The following is a 265-nucleotide window of genomic DNA, read 5'->3' as shown; positions in this document are numbered from 1 at the left end:
GCCGAATATTATCCCTATTAAGATAGAGAAGGTTACCGAACCTCCGACAATCCACCAAGTGATCTGCATTGTCATATCAAGCATGCTTGACAGCACCTCAGCACTTCCAAGTCCAATCAAGGCACCGAGTATTCCGCCAAATGCACTTAAAACAACCGCTTCAATTAAGAACTGTAACATGATATCTTTTTTCTTCGCTCCAATTGCTTTTCTTATCCCGATTTCCCTTGTTCTTTCTGTAACAGATACAAGCATAATGTTCATG

At 40.8% G+C, this 265-nt stretch carries 1 protein-coding gene; it reads right to left on the bottom strand.

The window, feature by feature from the left end; all coding sequences use genetic code 11:
* The coding region (locus EOC06_RS39035) for an ABC transporter permease (RefSeq protein WP_128310202.1) at nt 1-265 on the bottom strand (265 nt) is incomplete at both ends.

This window comes from Mesorhizobium sp. M7A.F.Ca.MR.362.00.0.0, assembly GCF_004023175.1.
Taxonomy (GTDB): domain Bacteria; phylum Pseudomonadota; class Alphaproteobacteria; order Rhizobiales; family Rhizobiaceae; genus Mesorhizobium.
Note: the sequence above shows the minus strand (reverse complement) of the source record. Positions and strands in the feature narration are given on the sequence as shown.